Origin of the sequence: Arenibacter palladensis (assembly GCF_900129275.1) — a bacterium.
Taxonomy (GTDB): domain Bacteria; phylum Bacteroidota; class Bacteroidia; order Flavobacteriales; family Flavobacteriaceae; genus Arenibacter; species Arenibacter palladensis.
Window position 1 is genome coordinate 147010 of record NZ_FQUX01000007.1, and the last position, 20947, is coordinate 167956.

The 20947-nt window shown below is 40.3% G+C and carries 14 protein-coding genes; 11 read left to right on the top strand and 3 right to left on the bottom strand.

The annotated features are described in order from the left end of the window. Window positions 1-230 precede the first annotated feature (230 nt). Window positions 231-1817, bottom strand: a complete 1587-nt coding sequence (locus tag BUA60_RS17325; protein WP_072863877.1) for an L-serine ammonia-lyase, iron-sulfur-dependent, subunit alpha — start codon at window positions 1815-1817, stop codon at window positions 231-233. A gap of 219 nt (window positions 1818-2036) precedes the next feature. Between BUA60_RS17325 and BUA60_RS17330 the strand changes: the two genes are divergently transcribed. The 5 genes from BUA60_RS17330 to BUA60_RS17350 all read left to right on the top strand — a co-directional run bounded on the left by BUA60_RS17330 (window position 2037) and on the right by BUA60_RS17350 (window position 9041). Next, window positions 2037-2918 carry an AraC family transcriptional regulator gene (locus tag BUA60_RS17330; protein ID WP_072863879.1) on the top strand — a complete coding sequence of 294 codons (882 nt, stop codon included), beginning with the start codon at window positions 2037-2039 and terminating at the stop codon, window positions 2916-2918. A gap of 32 nt (window positions 2919-2950) precedes the next feature. Beyond that, on the top strand, window positions 2951-3817 hold the full coding sequence (locus BUA60_RS17335; protein ID WP_072863881.1) for an AraC family transcriptional regulator: 867 nt from the start codon (window positions 2951-2953) through the stop codon (window positions 3815-3817). Window positions 3818-4051: 234 nt separating this feature from the next. Further along, a complete protein-coding gene (locus BUA60_RS17340; protein ID WP_072863883.1) occupies window positions 4052-6289 on the top strand; it encodes a S9 family peptidase in 2238 nt (745 codons plus the stop codon). Window positions 6290-6373: 84 nt separating this feature from the next. Continuing rightward, window positions 6374-7774 (top strand): aminopeptidase P family protein, encoded by a 1401-nt coding sequence (locus BUA60_RS17345; RefSeq protein ID WP_072863885.1) that lies wholly within the window; start codon window positions 6374-6376, stop codon window positions 7772-7774. A 367-nt stretch (window positions 7775-8141) separates the two neighbouring features. Continuing rightward, window positions 8142-9041: a dihydrodipicolinate synthase family protein gene (locus BUA60_RS17350; RefSeq protein WP_072863887.1), complete on the top strand. Its 900-nt coding sequence runs from the start codon at window positions 8142-8144 to the stop codon at window positions 9039-9041. Between the two features lie 111 nt (window positions 9042-9152). Here BUA60_RS17350 and BUA60_RS17355 read toward each other — a convergent pair whose 3' ends face one another. Next, window positions 9153-10604 (bottom strand): sulfatase, encoded by a 1452-nt coding sequence (locus BUA60_RS17355; protein ID WP_072863889.1) that lies wholly within the window; start codon window positions 10602-10604, stop codon window positions 9153-9155. A 403-nt stretch (window positions 10605-11007) separates the two neighbouring features. Between BUA60_RS17355 and rhaM the strand changes: the two genes are divergently transcribed. The 5 genes from rhaM to BUA60_RS17380 all read left to right on the top strand — a co-directional run bounded on the left by rhaM (window position 11008) and on the right by BUA60_RS17380 (window position 17367). After that, window positions 11008-11322: an L-rhamnose mutarotase gene (rhaM, locus tag BUA60_RS17360; RefSeq protein ID WP_072863892.1), complete on the top strand. Its 315-nt coding sequence runs from the start codon at window positions 11008-11010 to the stop codon at window positions 11320-11322. 223 nt (window positions 11323-11545) lie between these two features. Continuing rightward, entirely contained in the window at window positions 11546-12559 is a 1014-nt protein-coding gene (fbp, locus tag BUA60_RS17365) for a class 1 fructose-bisphosphatase (RefSeq protein ID WP_072863894.1), read from the top strand. 260 nt (window positions 12560-12819) lie between these two features. Beyond that, window positions 12820-13836, top strand: a complete 1017-nt coding sequence (mgrA, locus tag BUA60_RS17370; RefSeq protein WP_072863896.1) for an L-glyceraldehyde 3-phosphate reductase — start codon at window positions 12820-12822, stop codon at window positions 13834-13836. 93 nt (window positions 13837-13929) lie between these two features. Further along, window positions 13930-14610, top strand: coding sequence for an FAD-binding oxidoreductase (locus BUA60_RS17375; RefSeq protein WP_072863898.1), 681 nt, complete (start codon window positions 13930-13932; stop codon window positions 14608-14610). Window positions 14611-14820: 210 nt separating this feature from the next. Beyond that, window positions 14821-17367, top strand: a complete 2547-nt coding sequence (locus BUA60_RS17380) for a phosphocholine-specific phospholipase C (protein ID WP_072863900.1) — start codon at window positions 14821-14823, stop codon at window positions 17365-17367. A gap of 138 nt (window positions 17368-17505) precedes the next feature. On the opposite strand, the gene katG is transcribed toward BUA60_RS17380, so the two are convergent. Further along, window positions 17506-19764, bottom strand: a complete 2259-nt coding sequence (gene katG / locus BUA60_RS17385; protein ID WP_072863902.1) for a catalase/peroxidase HPI — start codon at window positions 19762-19764, stop codon at window positions 17506-17508. 288 nt (window positions 19765-20052) lie between these two features. Here katG and BUA60_RS17390 point away from each other — a divergent pair, with 288 nt between their 5' ends. Further along, window positions 20053-20895 carry a class I SAM-dependent methyltransferase gene (locus BUA60_RS17390; protein WP_072863904.1) on the top strand — a complete coding sequence of 281 codons (843 nt, stop codon included), beginning with the start codon at window positions 20053-20055 and terminating at the stop codon, window positions 20893-20895. Window positions 20896-20947: the final 52 nt, after the last annotated feature.

Here is a 20947-nt window from a genome sequence, read left to right on the forward strand (position 1 = left end):
TAATGATGTACTATATTAACAAAAGGTTAAGAAGGGTGTTGTTGAGAGTAAAACTCTAAGGATTAGCGTGTTTGCTGGAAAGACAATAGGAGCCATCCAATTTTTGGATATTGCAAAAATAATAGGGGCATAACCTTGAATATTACAAAAGTTAAGCCCCTATTATATAATTATAAAGAAAAAAAATGTTTGGGCCATCAACGACTTCCAATGATGGTGCCTAAGTTGGATTAACAGGACTTGTAGGATACTGTTCCTGCGGTCGCTTTGTTGCCCTGAAGTGCGGCTTCTATTTTTTTGGCAGTCTTTGTTATGGCCAGCCCTCCAAGACCCGTACATCTTAAGGTGTGCGGAATGGCATCTCCGACCCTTTTCATTGTTTCTATTACTTCATCCAACGGAATTACCTGGTCATAATCGGATAGAGCCATGTTTGCACAGGAGATGGCTGTAGAGGAAGCCATTACGTTTCTGTTTAAACAAGGCGCTTCCACCCTGTCGGCTACGGTATCACATATTAAACCTAAAGAGCTTTGTAGTGCCATGGAGGCTGCCGCAAGTGACTGCGAAAGGCTTCCGTTCTGCAATACAACTACTCCCGCAGCTGCCATACCTGAGGCTGATCCACATTCCCCCATGCAACCTCCAACCTCTGCCGAAAAGGTGGCGTGGGCCGTTATGAATACTCCGATCAATCCTGCGGCCAACATGGCTTGTACCATTTGGTCCCTGGAAAACCCTAAAGTAGTAGCGGTGCCAATAATAGTTCCTGGCAATGCTCCGCAGGAGCCAGCAGTAGGAGCGGCCACTATAACACCCATGGAGCTTTTTATTTCCATCATGGAAGAGGTAAACATAATTGAGTTGTTTAGAACATCACCGGGAATAAGTTTTTTTTGTTCCTTATTTTTTTTAAAGTTGAGGGATTGGCTTCCTAAAATGCGGTCTTGGTAATGTGTACCTTTTAGTCCAAGGTGTATGGAGTTTTCCATTATGTCCACTATGCGTCCCATTTTGTCCATAACCTCCTCTTTGGAGATGTTGCCCCTTTGGCTTTCATAGTCGGCAGCCAGTTCCCAAAGATTTAGGTTTTTGTCTTTGTTGTATTCCAGTAGTTCCTCTACTGTAATAAATGGAACGGTAAGGTTTTTTCTTGATTTTATGGGGAGTACGGGATCTAAGGTCCGTATTTTTAATTGCATTTCCATGGCAGCTATTTGCTCCAGGAGTTGCCTTTGTTCCTTTTCGTTGGATTGAACCAATAGGAAATTGGCGGCACCTGAATGAAGCGATACTTCTCCAAGGTTCATTTTTGAAATGGACTCCAAAAGGTCTGCAGCCGAATCACTGTAAATTAGCGTTAGGTTAAAATCGCCCATCAAAGATACCGGGCTTTGGTCTATTTCTATTATTTCGATCATGCCACCCCCTGTAGAGAGGCCAATAACTTGATGGGTCTCTTTCTTGTTTTTTAAGGTAATTTTATAGGTGTTGGGATGGCTGGCACCTATGGGGTGAATGTCTATATCTATTTTAATGCCCGCGTTCTTAATGTGCATTTCATAATCCTTTAGCCGCTCATCATCGGCATTCCAGCCCAATAGTCCACCAAAAAGCCCCATGTCCGAACCTTGTCCGGAGTGGGTCGTGGCCAGGGAGCCATTAGGGTCAAATTCTATGTAGACCTCCTCAATACTGTTGTTCATTAAATCGCGACAAATTCGTCCTATCCGCAGTGCTGCTGCACAATGGGAACTGGATGGGCCCCTCATTACCGGGCCTATTACGTCATTAAAAATACTAGGATACGTTTTCATAGATGTAATTTATAAGAGCTTAATCTGAATGGTAGTTTTGTGCTTTTTTATATTCTTAGTTTAGAAATCTGAAATCTATAATTTGCTAAACCGGGTCATAGTTATTTATCTATTGTTCAAATCTATTAATTCACTGACATATTTTCATGTATTATTATAGCTGAAGTTAAGACATTTTTTGTAAATTAACTTTTTAATTTAATATTAGAAAGTGATTTTATGTCAAATGTAATTGCTTTTAAGGTGCCAATGCAGAAAAATATGTCGATTCGCGTTGAAGAATGCGATGTCGATCATGATTACGATTTGGTCCATTTTCATGAGGAATGTCAACTCACCTGTATAATGGAAGGTAGTGGTTGTCTTCTGGCCGGTGCCGAAACCTATAGTTTTAAACCAGGTGAGGTGTATTTGTTTGGCAGTAATTTACCTCATGGATTTAAAACTGAGGGTAGAATGGAAGCGGACGACATGGTACCCGGTACTAGAAGAATCAGTGTTTTTTTTAATCGGAATGTTTTTGAGTCCCTGTTTGAGCAGAACCCCGAAACAAGCTCTATAAAGAATTTACTGGATAATGCTTCCCTGGGTTATAAATTGAGTGTTGGAAATTCCCAGGAAATTCTTTCTAAAATCCGACGGTTGCGGAATAAGGACGATTTTGATAAAGTACTTGAACTACTGGATATTTTGGATTCCATTTCCCAGGACGATCAAGGCGATTATCTTTCGGCCTATGGGGAAGTCGGAACAGATTTGATCGATGAGGATATTCATATGATCAATGAGGTATTTGCTTATACCGAAGCCAATTTTCAGGAAAGGATTTCGTTGGCCGATGTGGCCGGTCATTTTAAAATGACACCGCCCACATTTAGTAGATTTTTTAAGTCCAGAACACAAAAAACATATATACAATTTCTTATTGAATTGCGGATAACCAAAGCTTGTGAATTTATAAGGGCCGGAACCCATAATACAACTGAGAGTTGTTTTAATTCCGGATTCACCAATATTTCCAGTTTTCATCGACATTTTAAATCTATTAAAGGGATGACGCCTACAGAATATAAAACGAGGGTATCATCCAATTTCAACTAGAAGAGAATTCTTATAATCCATACTATACTATTATGAACGCACAGCCTTATAATGTCCTGTTACCGGAAAGCGGTACGCCAGTGGTGGAAAAATGGAATGTAAACAAGTTTTATCAACAGATCCATTTTCACAAGGAATTTCAAATTACCATGATTCAGGAGGGAAGTGGATTTCTATTCGTCTCGGACAAGGTGGTTCCCTACGAAAAGGGTGATGTGTATTTTTTTGGCAGGAATTTACCCCATGCCTTAAAGACTACCAATGATGCTACGGAGAATTCCGATAACGGTTCCAAGGCAATTTCGCTGTTTTTTGATCAAGATAAAATCAAGGAATCCTTCAGAAATGTACCCGAAGCCTATAGGATTAATAAACTGATTGAATCTTCACACTATGGAATTAAGGTGAACCGGGATAGTGCAAGGTATTTAACGGATTATATTGAAGAGCTTACCACGAGTACCGGTCTAAATAAGTTCTTATTGTTTTTAAAGTTGCTCAATGTGGCTTCTAGGGATAATAATGTGATGATATTGTCACCTAAGGCCGCTCCCAGTAAAATTGGGGTTGAAAACGACCCTAAAATTGCCAAAATCTGTGCTTTCGTAAAGGAAAACTACAGGGATTTGATTACGCTTTCTGAAATAGCAGATTTGGCCCATATGTCCCCTACAGGCTTCTGTAGGTTTTTTAAATCCAAGACGAAGAAGACGTTTTCTCAATATTTGGCCGAGGTAAGAATTGGTAGTGCCTGTGAACTGCTACATAATGACAATTACAGTATTTCGGACTGTGGATATGGCAGTGGATTTAACAACCTATCCAACTTTCATAAGCATTTTAAAAAATACACTGGGATGTCTCCAATGGAATATCGGTCAAATATCAATAATGATTAAACGCCTTAGTTAAAATCTGCAGCCTCATATTTTGTTTGTTCCTTTAAGAACAGGCCCGTTCAATAATTTCATAAAATACACCGCTAAAATAGTATCACTATTTGCTAATTTGGGCAATATGTGCTGCCAAGGGACTTTGTAATATTGTTGTTCCCGATCATTTAAGATTTTTATGGGAAGTGTTACTTTTGGTTCGGGTTACTGAATAATAGTATTTAGAATATAATTAGAGTTATGAAAAAAGGGATTTTGGGAAGCATACTGTGCTTTTTGTTTTTTATTGGTAGCGGTCTGGCACAAACTGGATCTAATTTACAGTTAAATGACATTTACAAGAATAGTATTTACGGCCAAAAGGGGTTTGGTCCAGTGCGCTGGATGAAGGACAACAAGGGATACTCTACCCTGGAGGCCAATAATGAGATAGGGGGCAGGGATATTGTTAAATATGATGCAAAAAGTGGAGCAAGGTCGGTTTTGGTTTCCGCAGCTCAATTAATACCCCAGGACAAAAAAGAGCCTATTACCATTTCGGATTACCAATGGTCTCTGGATAACAATAAACTTCTCCTTTTTACCAATACCCGCAAAGTATGGAGGTATCACACACGTGGCGATTATTGGGTGTTGGATCTAAAGACCAACAAATTGGCAAGGCTCGGAAGATCTTTGGCTTCGGCGACCTTAATGTTTGCGAAATTTTCTCCGGACGCTTCCAAAGTAGCTTATGTAAGTGAATTGAATATATATTCGGAAAATCTGGAAGATCATAAAATAGATCAGCTCACCAAAGATGGGGGTGACAATATTGTAAATGGTACATTCGATTGGGTCTATGAAGAGGAGTTAAATTGTAGGGACGGCTTTAGGTGGAGCCCGGATGGTAAAAATATAGCCTATTGGCAATCGGATACCAAGGATGTGGGTACTTTTTATATGATCAACAATGTAGATTCCATTTATTCCAAACCAATCCCTATGCCTTATCCAAAGGTAGGTACCGAACTTTCAACGGTAAAGGTAGGTGTGGTATCCTTGGAAAACGGCACTTCAAAATGGTTTAAGGTTCCAGGTGATCCTAAGAACAATTATTTGGCGCGTATGGATTTTATTCCCAATTCCAATGAGGTAATGATCCAGCAATTAAACCGTAGACAAAACACCAATAAGGTCTATATTGGGGATATTCAGACCATGGAACTTGTTAATATCTTAACGGAAAAAGATGATGCCTTTTTGGATATTCATGACGACGTAAGATGGTTGGAAAATGAAAAGTACTTTACCTGGTCCAGTGAAAGGGATGGATGGTTGCACCTTTATAAGGTGTCTAGGGATGGCAGTGTGGTACAGCCTATTACAAAAGGGGATTTTGACGTGGTGGAGATCAACTGCATAGATCCAAAGGGTGGCTATGTATATTATATTGCTTCCCCGGATGATTACACCCAAAGATATTTGTACAGGAGCCGTATAGATGGAAAAGGGGAGGCCGAAAGGATAACCCCGAGCTCAAATTCAGGACAGAGTTCCTATCAAATATCCAATGATGCCAAATGGGGTATCCAGGTATTTCAGAATGCGGTTACCCCGCCTATATATTCCTTGATCAGTCTTCCCAATCACAAACAAAAAAGAATTTTGGAGGATAACAAGGAGTTAAAGGCCAAATATGATGCCTTGAAATTGAATCCTAAAGAGTTTGTAAAAGTAGATATCGGTGATGAGGTTTTAGATGCCTGGATGATTAAGCCCAAGGATTTTGATGCTACTAAAAAATATCCCTTATTGTTCTATGTCTATGGAGAGCCTGCAGGTGCTACCGTTCAGGACAATTGGGGTGGCGGTAGTCTTTGGGATCAGTATATGGCTCAACAGGGTTACATTGTGATGAGTGTGGACAATCGCGGAACTAAAACACCTAGAGGCAATAAATGGCGTAAATCCATTTATGGGCAAATAGGGATTCTAGCTTCAGAGGACCAGAGCAAGGCCGCTAAAAAAATATTGGAAACCTATGATTTCTTGGATCCATCCAGAGTAGGGATTTGGGGATGGAGTGGCGGTGGCCAAATGACATTGAATTGTATGTTTAGGTATCCAGAGATCTATTCTTCGGGATTGGCAGTTTCCTTCGTGTCCGATCAAAGACTTTATGATGCTACCTATCAGGAAAGATATATGGGGTTGTTGGAGGATAATGCCAAGGGATATCATGATGGATCTCCAATTAATTTCGCGCAGCATTTAGAGGGGAACTTAATGATTATTCACGGTACCGCTGACGATAACGTACATTATCAGAGTTTTGAGATGTTGGTCAACAAACTGATAGAACATAATAAGATGTTTAATATGATGTCCTATCCAATGAGGGCGCATTCAATATATGAAAGGGAAAATACCTCTTATCATCTTAGGCAAACTATGGAAGGCTTTTGGAAAAAGAACCTACCTGCCGGGGGTAAATAAACTTACGAGTTTGTTATTAATTTAACAGGATAATATCGTTAATATTATTTAGGATAATCTTTATAGATATAAATCATCAAATCTATGTTTGCAAAGGAGGAATATTGTACAAGAAGGGAAAAATTAAGGGAATTGCTGGGCGATGGATTGATCCTATTCCTAGGAAATGAAGAAAGTGGAATAAACTTTGAACATAACACCTATCCCTATAGGCAGGATAGTTCCTTTATTTATTTTTTTGGGCTTCAAGTGCCTGGATTGCACGCGGTAATTGATTTGGATGAGGGCAAGGAGGTTATTTTTGGGAATAATTTATCCATTGATGATATTGTATTTACAGGACCTATAGAATCCTTGGAAGAGCAGGCCCATAAGGTAGGGGTAGCCAGTGTAAATCCTATTGATAGTCTTGATGCTTATATAGGTGAAGCTATATCCAAGGGGAGGAAGATCCACTATTTGCCGCCTTATCGTCCGGAACATATTTTGAAATTATCCCAGTTGTTGAATTTATCGGCTAAGGAGGTTTCAAAAAAAGTATCTACCGATTTGATAAAGGCCGTAGTAAAACTAAGGTCCATAAAGTCCAACGCGGAGATCTTGGAGATTGAAAAAGCCGTGAACACAACTGTGGAAATGCAGTATAAGGCTATGGAGATCGCTGAAGCGGGAATGACCGAGGCGGATTTGTTCGGTGCGGTTCAAAATATAGCCATGGCCAACGGAAATAACACCTCATTTCCTTCCATAGTAACGATAAACGGCCAAATACTTCATAATCATTATAGGGGGAATCTCTTAAAAGAGGGAGATATGGTCCTATGCGACTGTGGTGCGGAAAACTTCTCAGGATATGCCGGGGACCTTACTCGCACCTTTCCTGTAAACAAGACCTTTAGCGTTAAACAGAAAGAAATTTATGATATAGTTTATAGTTCTTATAAAACTGCTGTTGGAATGCTCAAGCCCAAACAGTTATTTAGGGATGTGCATCTTGCTGCATGTAAAGAAATAGTGCTGGGCCTAATTGATTTGGGGTTAATGAAGGGCGACGCGGATAAGGCCGTGGAGGCGGGCGCCCATACCTTGTTTTTTCAATGTGGATTGGGGCATATGATGGGGCTGGATGTCCATGACATGGAGAACTTGGGAGAGCAATATGTTGGGTACACCGATGACCTACATCAGAGTAAGGAATTTGGGTTTAAATCCCTTCGTATGGGCAGGGCTTTGGAAGAAGGAATGGTCTTAACCGTAGAACCGGGAATTTACTTCATTCCAGAACTTATAGAGCTTAGAAAGAGCGAGAATAAATACTTTGAATTTGTCAATTATGATAAATTGGAAGAATACAAAAGCTTTGGCGGAATCCGCGTGGAGGACGATTTCCTAATAACAGAAAATGGTAGCCGTTTGTTGGGGGCCAAGCTCCCTACTACCTCTATGGAAATAGAAGATTTTAGAATTTCCAAAACCCGGCTTTAGGAATTTTATTTTGTGAGGCCGGTATTTCAGAAACCGTTGGCTCAGTGAAATGTCAATATAGTAGGAACCCCGCATTTTTGGCGGGGTTTTATCGTTATTACCCCTCTGCACTTTGGTTCAACTTCTGATGGGAGATCATTACTCGCGCTAGGTCGGTATTATATTTAAAAAACTCGGAGAAGTCAAAAAAAACAGAAAATTGAAATTTGTTTATTTTGAATCATAGGGAATAAACGGCTTATTCCCTAGGCGAAATATGATAATCCCCTGATGATTTGGTGCGTAAAATAGTATGATGACTTGCTAATTTTTGCGATAGTTACTTTCGTGTTATCATCTATTTTTGTTTTTTAAAACAATATTTATCATGATAAAATGGGAAGGCGTAATGCCAGCAGTAACAACCAAGTTCACTGAGGATGATCAGCTAGATCTTGCGATGTTTGAAAAAAATATAAGAGCTCAAATGGAAGCTGGCGTTAACGGGATTATCCTAGGAGGAACCCTAGGGGAGGCCAGCACTCTAAAACCCGAAGAAAAGGAAACTCTTATTAAGACTACCTTGTCTATTACGGAACAAAAAATTCCGGTAATTATCAATATTGCCGAGCAGACTACCGAGGGTGCCATTGCCGTGGCCCAACATGCAGAATCTATTGGGGCCAATGGATTAATGCTTTTGCCTCCAATGAGATATAAGGCCACGGATTTTGAGACCGTAACTTATTTTACGGCGATTGCCAATAGTACTTCCTTGCCGATAATGATTTACAACAACCCTGTGGATTATAAAATAGAAGTAACTCTGGATATGTTCGAGGAGCTAATAAAATGTGATAATATTCAGGCGGTAAAGGAATCCACAAGGGATATAACCAATGTAATCCGAATTAAGAACCGTTTTGGCGATCGCTTAAAAGTTCTGACCGGTGTGGATACCCTTGCTTTGGAAAGTTTGGTAACAGGTGCAGACGGATGGGTAGCCGGATTGGTTTGTGCCTATCCCGCAGAAACAGTTGCTATTTATAATTTGGTAAAAGCCGCTAAGGTTGATGAAGCTATGAAGATCTATCGCTGGTTTATGCCTCTATTGGAGTTGGATATTAGTCCACAATTGGTACAAAACATTAAATTGGCGGAAGTAGCGACGGGTATTGGAACCGAAAATGTAAGAGCCCCAAGATTGCCCTTGCAAGGAGCAGAAAGGGAACGTGTTTTAAAAATAATAGATACCGCCATGAAGAACAGGCCTATTTTGCCAGCCTAAAAAGATTGGTAGGTAAGGTTTGTTTGGTATAACAAGAATAAAAAGGTTTCCAATCTCTTGGAAGCCTTTTTTACTTTTCCAAAGTTTGGTAAAAGTTGAATGGCATCCTGATTAATTGTTCTTTTTTTCGGTGGCCTCATAAGACTCGTGACCCGTGGAGCCGCTTCCCAAAATATCATGCCTTTTCTTAGGGACTTGGTTTCTGTGCTTCCCGATAATTTCTGCATATTCCGGTTTGTCAATGGCGTTATACCATTCATGCGGGTCTACTTTATGGTCGTAAAACTCTTCAGTCCTATCGTTGTACTGTATAAAACGATACTGCTCCGATATAATGGCATAGTTGCCAGGCCCAAAACAGGTTCTGGCATAATGCGGCCATTCTGCGTCTAAATCTTTTAATAGTGGTACTAAGGAATTGCCTTCGTGCTTTGGATCGGGTTTTAGATGGCATAATTCGAGCAAAGTAGGGTAGATGTCCATTAATTGTACTGGCTTGGTAACAACTTTCCCTTCAGGAATATCGGGTCCCATAATGATCATAGGTACTCTTGCCCCGTCTTCCCATAGGCTGCGTTTGGCAAAGCGTTCTTTTTCGCCCAAATGAAATCCGTGATCGCTGAACAAAACAACATAAGTATTGTCTCCATAATCGCCATTATCCAATGCGTCGAGCACCCGGCCTACCTGCTCATCCACAAAACTTACACAGGCCAAATAAGACTGTACAAGAGGTTTCCACTCTTCATTTTCAACGACCCACTCAAAAGCTGGTGAAACATGTTTCAGACGAGTTATATCGATGCCATACGGAGAGATATCATCTAGGTCGCCAGTGATTGTTTTGGGTAGTTGCAAAGATTCCAAAGGATACATATCGAACCACTTTTGGGGAGCAAATTGAGGCACATGTGGTCGGTAGAATCCAACGCCCATCCAGAATGGCTGGTCCTGCTTTTCTGTCAATTTTTTCTCCGCCCAACTGGCAATTTCATAATCGGGCATCTGATCATCACGTTCCGGGTAAACGCCCCAATCCCATAATGGATGTCCGGGATATGTGCTTATCTTTTGTTCGGGCATGGGGCCAAAGCCTCCAAATTGCCCTGCATAATTTGGAATATGGGTTTCATTGATTCCTTTCCCGTTATGGAAGATCTTTCCTGCAGCAAAGACATTGTAACCTTCCTGTTGAAACCGTTTGGGCATAACTCTATTTTCATTCGCTACGGTGGATTCTACGATATCTGGATTTAAAAAGTAAATACCAGAGGTACTTGGGTAAAGGGAGGTCATAACACTGGCCCTACTGGGATTGCATACCGGAGCCTGACAATGTGCATTGCTAAAGAGAACGCCACGTTGCGCCATCCGGTCCATATCGGGCGTTTTGGCCTGTGGATGCCCACCTAAAACACCGATCCAATCGTTTAGGTCATCTATGGCAATAAAAAGAACGTTGGGCTTATCCTGTTTTTTAGGTTCAATTTTTGACTTTTTATATCCAAATGAGGCTGTTAGGATAATACCAAGTATTAAAATGATATAGTTGCTTTTTTTCATGTTTAATAAACTTCATTAAAGAAGGTTGAGGTTATTATGTCTAAACCTAAGACAATTTACGATACTATTTTTCCAATTACATTTTTCTAAAACGCTTGTTTTTGTCTTAAAGTTATTCTTGTGTTTAATTCTAAATGGTTTTTCCTAAAATTGCATCCGGGCATTGTATTCCATAATATTATTGGGCATGTTGTAAAATTGCAAAACAAGTTTAAAAAATATTGTTTCCGTTTGCATCCTGTACTGTACTGTGTATACATTTTTAGGGTTGATAAAGTGCTTAACGAAAGTCAAGGCAGTACTGTGCAGGATACATATATTTCCCTCAAGGCTTAATTTTGACAGGAATGGTTCCGGTATTGGTTCTAATTTGATAGCGCTAACCCTTTAAAAGAAAATAAAAATGATAAGAAAAGCATTTAAAATGAAGGTCTATCCTAGCAGTATAGAGAAGTATACCCAAAGACACAATCCAATATGGAAGGAATTGGAAGCGGTGTTAATAGCACATGGGGTTCACAATTACAGCATTTTTTACGATGGTGAAACCCATATCTTGTTTGGATATGCAGAATTGGAATCTGAGGAAAAATGGAATTCCATTGCCGATACCCAAATTTGTAAGGATTGGTGGGTGCATATGGCAGATCTTATGGAGACCAATGCCGATAACAGTCCGGTTTCTACAGATTTAAAAGAGGTCTTTCACTTGGGGTGAAATTTAAAAAATAATCGATCAAGCAAGGAATAATTTGATGGCGTTAAAAAAGTCACTACCTTAATGTTCAACAAGAATCAACTTAAAATGTTGTTGAAGAAATAGAGGGAGTATGGAATCATAACCAATATTGAAAGTTAAGCCTTCCTGCTCAGTGAAAAAAAAGGAATGTTGCCCGCAACTCCATTAAATTAATAAATTCAAGATCCATAAATATTATCTTATGACCAACACAAATCAAAAAAGAACACTAGGCGAGTTTATTTTTGACAATCAATCCTCCTTTCCATATTCCACAGGAGAATTGTCAAAATTAATAAATGCCATAAGGCTTGCGGCAAAAATTACCAATCATGAAGTAAACAAGGCGGGCCTGGTGGATATCTTAGGTGATGCCGGAAATACCAATGTACAGGGTGAGGACCAGCAAAAGCTGGACGTCTATGCCAATGAAAAATTTATTCAGACCCTTATACAAAGAGGTATAGTATGCGGTATTGCCTCGGAAGAGGAGGAAGATTTTATTGCCGTGAACAGTATTGACGGTAATAATAGCAATAAGTACGTTGTACTCATCGACCCCTTGGACGGTTCTTCCAATATTGATGTAAATGCTTCGGTAGGTACCATATTTTCTATTTACAGACGGATATCGCCATTGGGCAGTCCTGTAGAGCTAAGGGACTTTTTGCAACCAGGAAAAAACCAAGTGGCGGCGGGTTATGTCATGTACGGTACTTCTACCATGTTGGTGTTTACGACCGGTAATGGGGTAAATGGGTTTACCTTAAACCCTGCTCTGGGTACCTTTTATCATTCCCATCCAAATATGCAGTTCCCGGAAACCGGCAGGATCTATTCCGTTAACGAGGGAAACTACGTTCATTTTTCCAAAGGGGTAAAGGCTTATATAAAATATTGCCAAAAGGAGGAAGGGGATAGGCCTTACACTTCAAGGTATATAGGTGCAATGGTTGCGGATTTCCATAGAAATTTAATAAAGGGAGGTATCTATATGTATCCGAGGATTGGACCCAAACAAAATGGTAAATTACGGTTGACATACGAATGTAACCCTATAGCTTTTCTAACGGAGCAGGCCAAGGGGAAGGCTACCACCGGGACTAAAAGAATTCTGGATATTGAACCTACAGAATTGCACCAACGGGAGGCAATATTTTGCGGAAGTGTAAAAATGGTCGAGAAACTGGAAGAGTTTATTTTGAGCGAGGACTAAGGGTTGAATCAATAATGTTTTGGGATAATTTTACTTTAGGCACGCCTAATTTATAAGCCAAGAAAAGTGATTGGTGACCCTGCTTATATAAAGTTATGGTGGCCATACCTTGTATACCTTTGTTTTAGCTTGAATTTTATTCTACTCAAAAAAATACCTTAGCCTGGCTTAATGCGCATATGTTTCACAAGCTCTTTCTAAACTTAAAAGTTTTCCTAACTTAGGGGTTTGTTCAAATTAATTAGATAATAAAAGTAAAAATGAAAATAAACGACTCTTTCGATCCCGGCCATTATCAGGCCAATGATAAACGATATGATACTATGCAATACCGTCGCTGTGGCAACAGTGGTATTCTTTTACCATTAATTTCATTGGGGCTTTGGCATAATTTTGGTCATACTGATAACCTCGAGATGGGACGCAATCTCTTGCGAGCCGCTTTCGATAACGGGATTACCCATTTTGACCTTGCCAATAATTATGGCCCTCCATATGGAGCAGCGGAAGAAAATTTCGGACGTATTTTTAAAACGGATTTTCAGCCATATCGTGATGAACTTATTATTTCCAGCAAGGCTGGGTGGGATATGTGGCCTGGACCTTATGGAAATTATGGTTCCCGTAAGTATTTGATTGCCTCGGCAAATCAAAGCCTTAAGAGGATGGGACTGGATTATGTAGATATATTTTACCATCACAGACCCGATCCGGAAACTCCGCTCGAAGAAACCATGGGAGCTTTGCATCATTTGGTTCAAAGTGGCAAGGCACTATATGCTGGGGTTTCCCAATATCCGGCAGAGCTTACTGCAAAGGCTTCAAAGATCATGAAAGACTTGGGTACGCCCTTATTGATCCATCAACCTAGATATAATATGTTCGATCGTTGGGTAGAAGATGGACTGTTGGATGTGTTGAAAGAAGAGGGGATAGGCTCCATTGCTTTCTCCCCATTGGCACAAGGCGTATTGACCAAGAAATATTTAAAAGGTATTCCTGAAGATAGTAGGGCAAGCAAGGATGGCCGCTATTTGAAGGAAGACCAAATTACACCAGAAGTTTTGGACAAGGTGGGTCGACTAAATAAGCTGGCAGAAAATCGTGGCCAAAGTTTGGCCCAAATGGCCATTGCGTGGTTGCTGAAGGATCAACGCATTTCTACGGTACTGGTTGGGGTGAGTCGAACCGAACAATTACTGGATAACTTGGAGGCACTCAAGAATTTAAATTTTAGTGAGGCTGAACTAAAGGAGATAGAAAGTATTTTAGGGTAGTGGACAATTCTTAATTTATAGGTCCTATATAAATTGGATTAGTTTGAACAACAATTAATTTATTACCTTGATATTTCATAATTAAGTAAAATTATGTCGAAAGCAAATAAGCAATATATTGTTAAGATATTGGAAACCCACTATATTACCCATGATGTAAAGCGATTTGTAGTGGAAAGGCCTCCGGATTATGATTTTATTCCGGGGCAGGCGACCGAGGTAGCTATTAATTTACCGGAATGGAAGGACCAATTAAGGCCCTTTACCTTTACTTCCATTAGGGAACATGGATTCCTTGAATTTATGATCAAGATTTATAATGATCATGAAGGGGTGACCAATATGTTGGGACGAACCCACGCCGGGGCGGAACTTATTCTACATGAAGTTTTTGGAGCCATTCAGTATAAGGGGCCAGGCGTTTTTCTCGCCGGTGGAGCTGGTATTACTCCCTTTATATCCATATTTAGGCATCTATACACTCATAAGAACCTTCACGGTAATAAATTGATCTATTCCAATAAAACATCGGAAGACGTTATTATGGAAGACGAATTGCAAAAGATGCTCAATGGTAATTTTGTAAAAATATTTACCCGCGAGAATGTGGTGGGATTTAGGGGAAACAGAATAGATCGAAAATTCCTTATCGAAAATATAGCCGACTTTGGACAGAACTTCTATTTATGCGGGCCAAAAAAGTTTGTTCAGAATATAACCGAACTGCTATTTGATCTTGGTGCAACCGCTGAGACGGTCATTATTGAAAAATGATATTTTTTTCACTGCTTTGGGATTTCTAATTAAAATCCAAACGTTTTATTTATTACTGTGATACATCCCTTATGCTATTTTTTTGCATAACTGTATTGCACTCCTTTTTCGGGAATATCAAATTACATCAGGAAAACTTTTATGTAAAATGGTAAAAAGGCTATTTTTAAATGCACTTTTATTTACCAATACTTAAACCAAGATTATATTATGGATACCAGAAGGGATTTTTTAAAAAAGGCAAGTATGTTGGCCGGAGGAATGGGTTTAACGGCAAGTCTGCCACCCTCCATTCAACGGGCCTTGGAAATTGACCCTGAAAATGGAACTACCTTCTACGACGCAGAACATGTGGTCTTTCTTATGCAGGAAAACCGCTCCTTCGATCATTGTTTTGGAACATTGCAAGGAGTTAGGGGCTATAATGATCCCAGGGCCATTTCCTTGCCGAACAAAATACCCGTATGGCTTCAAAGTAATAAGGATGGGGAAACCTATGTGCCTTTCCGATTGAACATGAAGGAGACCCAGGCCACATGGATGGGAGATTTGCCCCATCATTGGGAAAGTCAGGTAGATGCCCGGAACAATGGAAAGTACGACCAATGGCTTGTGGCCAAGAAGGCCGATGAGGAATATGGAAATATGCCGCTTACCCTAGGCCATTATACGCGCGAAGACCTGCCGTATTATTATGCCTTGGCAGATGCCTTTACTGTGTTTGATCAGCATTTTTGCTCGGCCCTGACAGGAACCACTACCAATAGAAATTATTTTTGGACCGGAAAATCTTTTGATACCGAAGGCAATAGACCTTGCGTTAGAAATTCTGAGGTAAGCTATAATAGCGAGGCCAGTTGGAAAACCTTTCCGGAAAGACTGGAAGAAAATGATATATCTTGGCGGGTTTATCAGAACGAGATCAGTTTGCCTACAGATGTTGAAGATGCATCCTTGTTGGCAAATTTTACAGATAATAACCTAGAGTGGTTTTCCCAATACAATGTTCGCTATAGCTCTGGTTTTCAAAAATATATAAAAGGAAGACTCAAGGTATTGCCTTCAGAAATAGAGGACTTGGAAAAGGGGTTGGACAAACAGCCCGAAGAAAAGAAAGGAGAACATTTAAAAGTACTTCAAAAGAAAAAGCAACAGCTGGAACAGATTAAGGAGGTTCTTCAGACTTGGAATTCCGAGAATTTTGAAAAACTTTCGGAGTTTCAAAAAAACCTACATGAAAAGGCCTTTGCTACCAATGTCGGAGACCCAGATTATCATAGGGTAGAGGAGTTTAGCTACAATGATAACGGTGTTCAGCGTTCCATAAAAGTGCCAAAAGGTGATATATTGCACCAATTTAGGCAAGACGTGGACCAAGGGAAATTACCTACTGTTTCCTGGCTGGCAGCACCCCAGAAATTTTCGGATCACCCAAGCGCACCTTGGTATGGGGCATGGTTTGTCTCAGAGGTTCTGGATATCCTTACCAAAAATCCTGAGGTATGGAAGAAAACGATTTTTGTGATTACCTATGACGAGAACGACGGGTATTTTGATCATATTCCTCCTTTTGTCGCTCCCAACCCCAAGGATACCAACAATTTCACCAAAGGCTTGGACACCTCGGAGGAATATGCCACCTTGGAACAGGAGAAAGCAAAAAAAGGTATGGATCCGGAGGATCCTAGGGAAAGTCCAATGGGTCTAGGGTTTAGAGTGCCAATGGTTGTAGCTTCGCCATGGAGCAAGGGCGGATGGATTAATTCTGAAGTCTGCGATATTACCTCCACCCTAATGTTTTTGGAAGAGTTAATTAAGAAAAGAACGGGCAAAGTTGTTAAGGAAACCAATATAAGTAGTTGGCGTAGGGCCATTAGTGGCAATCTAACCTCTGCTTTTAGGCCATATAACGGGGAGCCCTACACTATTCCCAAAGCCATAGAGCGCAACCATTTTATGAAGGAGGTCTACAATGCCAGCTTTAAGGAATTGCCCAAGGATTTTAAACCTCTAAGCAGTGGTGATATAGCCGATGCAAAAAAAGACCTCTATAAGACCTCGTTTATGCCACATCAAGAACCAGGAATTAGGGATTCTTGTGCTTTGCCGTACGAGTTATATGTAGACGGTGAATTAAATGGGGATAAGAACTCATTTCGAATTCAGTTTACAGCGGCCGATACAGTTTTTAGAGAATCGGCTAAGGGAGCCCCATTTAATGTTTATGCCCCTGGCCACTATTTACAGGAAATGCCTGGAGGGGGGTCCAATTTTTCAGCTGTTAAAACATGGCCATTTGCCGTTGGGAAAGGTGAAAGTTTGGACTATGAATGGCCTTTGGATCATTTTGAGGAAGAAGGATACCATTTGCGGGTATATGGACCAAACGGTTTTTATAGGGAATTTAAGGGTGCTGTGTCCGATCCCGAACTGCAAATAAGTTGTGCATATCAAAAAAAGAGGGGATTTATAAAAAAATTATCGGGGAATATAGAGGTCCAAATTTCCAATACCTCCAAGAAAAAGGATATTGATATTTTGGTGGTAGACCATGCCTATGGTAATCCTGAACAAAAAGTTCGGGTCAAAAAAGGTTCGGTCGAGAGCATTATCGTCAATAGTGCCAAAAGTTATGGTTGGTATGATTTTTCATTGCAGCTCCAGGGGAATACTAGTTTTGCAAGGCGATATGCAGGAAGGGTGGAAACAGGGAAAGCATCCAAGAGCGATCCTTTTATGGGAAGGGTCGTTTCTTAGGTTTGCCATGATTGGTACTTAATAGCTCAAAAGAAAAATCCCATCCTGAATTTCAAGATGGGATTTTCTAATTAATAACACAGTTTACATATATCTCCTCGAAGTGCTACTTTGGAAATATTCCGTTTGATGCAGGTCTTATTTTACCAAGTCGAACCTATCCAAATTCATCACCTTGGTCCAGGCAGCTACAAAATCCTTAATAAATTTATCCTCGGAATCTTCACAGGCATAAACCTCGGCCAATGCCCTAAGCTCTGAATTGGAACCAAAAATAAGATCGGCGCGGGTGCCGGTCCATTTAAGTTGGCCAGTTTTACGGCTATGTCCCTCAAAAACATTTTGGGCATCTGAAATAGACTTCCAAGTGGTGTCCATGTCCAGTAAATTTACAAAGAAATCGTTGGTCAAGGTTTCAGGCCTCTTTGTGAAAACTCCGTGCTGGGACCCGTTATAATTAGTGTTTAGCACGCGCATTCCCCCTATAAGTACGGTCATTTCCGGAGCATTTAAGGTTAATAATTGGGCCTTGTCTACAAGCAACTCCTCTTCGGTTACCTCGTAGGTATCCTTAAGGTAATTTCGGAACCCATCTGCCAGTGGTTCGAGCACCTCAAAAGATTCTACATCGGTTTGCTCTTGGCTGGCATCGGTACGTCCTGGAGAAAAAGGGACCGTTACTTTCTTCCCGGCATTTTTTGCTGCCGCTTCAATGGCGGCATTCCCTGCCAAAACAATAAGATCGGCCAAAGAAACTTTCTTATTTCCGGATTGTGCGGCATTGAATTCTTTTTGGATGGCCTCTAATTTATCCAAAATTTGGGCCAATTGCTTGGGGTTGTTTACTTTCCAATTTTTCTGAGGAGCTAGGCGTATACGTGCTCCATTGGCACCCCCTCGTTTGTCGGAACCCCTAAAAGTGGAAGCTGATGCCCAGGCGGTAGATACTAATTGGGATATAGAAAGACCGGATGCCAAAATTTTGGCCTTTAAATCGGCTATATCCTTATCATTGATCAACTCATGATCCACAGCAGGTACTGGATCTTGCCAAATTAATTGCTCCTTGGGTACTTCTGGTCCTAGATAACGCGATACCGGCCCCATATCACGATGCACCAATTTAAACCATGCACGTGAATAGGCATCCGCAAACTCTTCTGGATTTTCTAAAAAGTGCCTTGATATTTTTTCATAAGCCGGATCCATACGCAGCGAAAGGTCCGTTGTCAACATAAAAGGGGCATGCTTCACATCCGGATTGTGGGCATCTGGTACTGTTCCTGCACCGGCATTGTTTTTAGGTTTCCATTGGTGTGCTCCAGCTGGACTCTTGGTCAATTCCCATTCGTAACCAAATAGATTTTTAAAGAAAGTGTGACTCCATTTGGTTGGGGTATTGGTCCAGGCACCTTCTATACCACTGGTAATAGTGTCCGCACCCTTACCCGTCCCATAGTTGTTTTTCCATCCAAGGCCTTGGGCTTCAATGCCAGCAGCTGCCGGTTCTGCTTCTACATATTTGGTAGGGTCCGCAGCACCATGGGTCTTACCAAAGGTATGTCCCCCTGCAATTAACGCAACAGTTTCATAATCGTTCATGGCCATACGTCCAAATGTCTCACGTATATAGTGTGCAGATTCAACTGGATCAGGATTGGCATTGTGTCCTTCAGGGTTTACATAGATCAATCCCATATGGGCGGCGCCAAGCGGACTCTCCAATTCCCCTTTTTCGGAGTAGCGTTCTTTGTTTCCCATCCATTCGGTTTCCGAGCCCCAATACACATCTTGTTCAGATTCCCAAATATCCTCACGGCCTCCGGCAAAGCCGAACATTTTTAGTCCCATGGACTCGTGTGCGCAGTTCCCTGCCAATATTAATAGATCTGCCCAAGATAATTTTTTGCCGTACTTCTTTTTTATGGGCCAAAGTAATAATCGAGCCTTATCAAGATTGGCATTATCTGGCCAACTATTCAATGGAGCAAAGCGTTGAGATCCCGAGCCTGCACCTCCACGGCCATCATGTATACGATAGGTTCCGGCACTGTGCCAAGCCATCCGGATAAAGAAAGGTCCATAATGCCCATAATCTGCCGGCCACCATTCCTGGCTAGTAGTCATTAATTCATAAAGGTCTTTTTTTACGGCTGCTAGATCCAGCTTTTTAAATTCTTCAGCATAATTGAAATCGGGGTCCATAGGATCCACCAATGACGAATTTTGTCGCAGTATATTTAATTTTAATTGATTGGGCCACCATTCCCTGTTGGTAGTACCACCTCCAGCTACATGATGCAATTCGCCATTTAAGAAGGGGCATTTTGCACTTGATTCATTAACATCCCATACTTTTCCGTTTGATGATGGGTTTGAATGTGTTTTATTTTCCATTTTATACAGTTTAAATAAGTTTTAGATTAGTTCACCCCTAAATTTACGATAATATTTTCTGATGGATAAGGAATCTTCATCAGTAAAACTTATGGTACTTCAGTAAAATTTATAATCTTAAACAAACGGGCTATTTGTCAGGTAGGGGGCCTGTGCATCATTGAAAACATGATTCACTTATGATCAATATAATTTGTTTATTGAAGAAAAAGATTATTTAATTTAGGGCTAAAAAGGTTGTAACCCTTTATCCAAAGATACTTTCCAATCTAAAAAAATGTATTAACCATGTTAGGAGGGAACAATATAGAAATACATGAAACGGCATTTGTGACCTCCACCTTCCGGGCTACTGATGTAAAATTAAGTAGGGACCATTTTGCTTATTTATGGAATAATCCGAAAACTGAAAAATGGGTCGAAGAATATCTTACTAAGGTATCCTCGGAGGAATCATTTACACATTGTTTGAGGAACAGATATTTTTTGGAAAAAATAAATGAACATGTAAGCGAAAATAGAATCGAGGTTTTGATCAATTTTGGAGCGGGTTTTAGTATGTATCCGTTTTTGCTGGACCAAAATATAACCCATATTGAAATTGATAAACCTGAGATAGTGGAATACAAAAAAATGAAAATTGAACAATGGCAAAAAGAAGCTTTACTCCCCAAGCGAAATATACATTTTGTTGGGGTTGATTTTAGTAAGGAATATAAGGAAGGGTTATTGGCAACTATTAATTCTGTTAAGGGTATAAAAAAGTGCTTTATACTTATTGAAGGGGTTTTGTTCTTTTTGGACAGGGAGGAAACGGATGGTCTGTTTCAATTGTTCAATCTAGTTCAGGATACTGGAGATATAATAGGAAGTGCATCGTTTCAGGATGAAATTAAGGAATCATTGGTCTTTAAAAAATTGATGAGTTTTTTTGGAGATAATATTTCTAAGGCAAGCGCTAGTGAATATCAAACCATTCCCAATGAATATTATCGGAATATAGAGAACTATTCCCTGATAGATCATCAGGATTATTTTAGCCTCTCCAAAACATATTATCATAAAATTGAATTGGAAAAGGAGCTGATCTTAAATGAAAATTTCTATATGTTGCAGAAGGTAGGATCCTAAATTAACCCTTCTTACCGTGTGTTAATTTTAAATGGTTTAACTTAACTACTTG

Excerpts from the sequence above, each read along its gene's own strand:
- BUA60_RS17375 (WP_072863898.1), top strand. The coding sequence starts at position 13,930 with ATGTCGAAAGCAAATAAGCAATATATTGTTAAGATATTGGAAACCCAC.
- BUA60_RS17330 (WP_072863879.1), top strand. The coding sequence starts at position 2,037 with ATGTCAAATGTAATTGCTTTTAAGGTGCCAATGCAGAAAAATATGTCG.
- BUA60_RS17350 (WP_072863887.1), top strand. The coding sequence starts at position 8,142 with ATGATAAAATGGGAAGGCGTAATGCCAGCAGTAACAACCAAGTTCACT.
- rhaM (WP_072863892.1), top strand. The coding sequence starts at position 11,008 with ATGATAAGAAAAGCATTTAAAATGAAGGTCTATCCTAGCAGTATAGAG.
- BUA60_RS17335 (WP_072863881.1), top strand. The coding sequence starts at position 2,951 with ATGAACGCACAGCCTTATAATGTCCTGTTACCGGAAAGCGGTACGCCA.
- fbp (WP_072863894.1), top strand. The coding sequence starts at position 11,546 with ATGACCAACACAAATCAAAAAAGAACACTAGGCGAGTTTATTTTTGAC.
- BUA60_RS17345 (WP_072863885.1), top strand. The coding sequence starts at position 6,374 with ATGTTTGCAAAGGAGGAATATTGTACAAGAAGGGAAAAATTAAGGGAA.
- BUA60_RS17380 (WP_072863900.1), top strand. The coding sequence starts at position 14,821 with ATGGATACCAGAAGGGATTTTTTAAAAAAGGCAAGTATGTTGGCCGGA.
- BUA60_RS17340 (WP_072863883.1), top strand. The coding sequence starts at position 4,052 with ATGAAAAAAGGGATTTTGGGAAGCATACTGTGCTTTTTGTTTTTTATT.
- BUA60_RS17355 (WP_072863889.1), bottom strand. The coding sequence starts at position 10,604 with ATGAAAAAAAGCAACTATATCATTTTAATACTTGGTATTATCCTAACA.
- katG (WP_072863902.1), bottom strand. The coding sequence starts at position 19,764 with ATGGAAAATAAAACACATTCAAACCCATCATCAAACGGAAAAGTATGG.
- BUA60_RS17325 (WP_072863877.1), bottom strand. The coding sequence starts at position 1,817 with ATGAAAACGTATCCTAGTATTTTTAATGACGTAATAGGCCCGGTAATG.
- mgrA (WP_072863896.1), top strand. The coding sequence starts at position 12,820 with ATGAAAATAAACGACTCTTTCGATCCCGGCCATTATCAGGCCAATGAT.
- BUA60_RS17390 (WP_072863904.1), top strand. The coding sequence starts at position 20,053 with ATGTTAGGAGGGAACAATATAGAAATACATGAAACGGCATTTGTGACC.